The organism is Kitasatospora sp. NPDC001527 (assembly GCF_040298605.1).
In the GTDB taxonomy this organism is placed as follows: Bacteria; Actinomycetota; Actinomycetes; order Streptomycetales; family Streptomycetaceae; genus Kitasatospora.
The window spans coordinates 1-1,403 of record NZ_JBEPAM010000125.1; the positions used below are offsets into that span (position 1 = coordinate 1).

The 1,403-nt window shown below is 56.2% G+C and carries 1 rRNA gene; it reads left to right on the top strand.

The annotated features are described in order from the left end of the window. Window positions 1–1,401: ribosomal RNA gene (locus ABT238_RS38720) — 23S ribosomal RNA — on the top strand; the annotation flags it as partial. Window positions 1,402–1,403 lie beyond the last annotated feature (2 nt).

Below are 1,403 nucleotides of genomic sequence, written 5' to 3' on the forward strand. Positions count from 1 at the left end.
GCACATAGTCTGAGACCTGATGCCGAGCCGATTGTGGTGAAGTGGATGATCCTATGCTGTCGAGAAAAGCCTCTAGCGAGTTTCATGGCGGCCCGTACCCCAAACCGACTCAGGTGGTCAGGTAGAGAATACCGAGGCGTTCGGGTGAACTATGGTTAAGGAACTCGGCAAAATGCCCCCGTAACTTCGGGAGAAGGGGGGCCATTCCTGGTGACGGCACTTGCTGTCTGAGCTGGGGGTGGCCGCAGAGACCAGCGAGAAGCGACTGTTTACTAAAAACACAGGTCCGTGCGAAGCCGTAAGGCGATGTATACGGACTGACGCCTGCCCGGTGCTGGAACGTTAAGGGGACCGGTTAGCTCCATTTCGGTGGGGCGAAGCTGAGAACTTAAGCGCCAGTAAACGGCGGTGGTAACTATAACCATCCTAAGGTAGCGAAATTCCTTGTCGGGTAAGTTCCGACCTGCACGAATGGCGTAACGACTTCTCGACTGTCTCAACCATAGGCCCGGTGAAATTGCATTACGAGTAAAGATGCTCGTTTCGCGCAGCAGGACGGAAAGACCCCGGGACCTTTACTATAGCTTGATATTGGTGTTCGGTTCGGCTTGTGTAGGATAGGTGGGAGACTTTGAAGCCGTGACGCCAGTCATGGTGGAGTCGTCGTTGAAATACCACTCTGGTCGTGCTGGATGTCTAACCTGGGTCCGTGATCCGGATCAGGGACAGTGTCTGGTGGGTAGTTTAACTGGGGCGGTTGCCTCCTAAAGGGTAACGGAGGCGCCCAAAGGTTCCCTCAGCCTGGTTGGCAATCAGGTGTTGAGTGTAAGTGCACAAGGGAGCTTGACTGTGAGACTGACGGGTCGAGCAGGTACGAAAGTAGGGACTAGTGATCCGGCGGTGGCTTGTGGAAGCGCCGTCGCTCAACGGATAAAAGGTACCCCGGGGATAACAGGCTGATCTTCCCCAAGAGTCCATATCGACGGGATGGTTTGGCACCTCGATGTCGGCTCGTCGCATCCTGGGGCTGGAGTAGGTCCCAAGGGTTGGGCTGTTCGCCCATTAAAGCGGTACGCGAGCTGGGTTTAGAACGTCGTGAGACAGTTCGGTCCCTATCCGCTGTGCGCGTAGGAGTGTTGAGAAGGGCTGTCCCTAGTACGAGAGGACCGGGACGGACGAACCTCTGGTGTGCCAGTTGTTCTGCCAAGGGCATGGCTGGTTGGCTACGTTCGGGAGGGATAACCGCTGAAAGCATCTAAGCGGGAAGCCTGCTTCGAGATGAGCACTCCCACCTCCTTGAGAGGGTAAGGCTCCCAGTAGACGACTGGGTTGATAGGCCGGATATGGAAGCCCTGTGAGGGGTGGAGTTGACCGGTACTAATAGGCCGAGGGCTTGTCCTCAG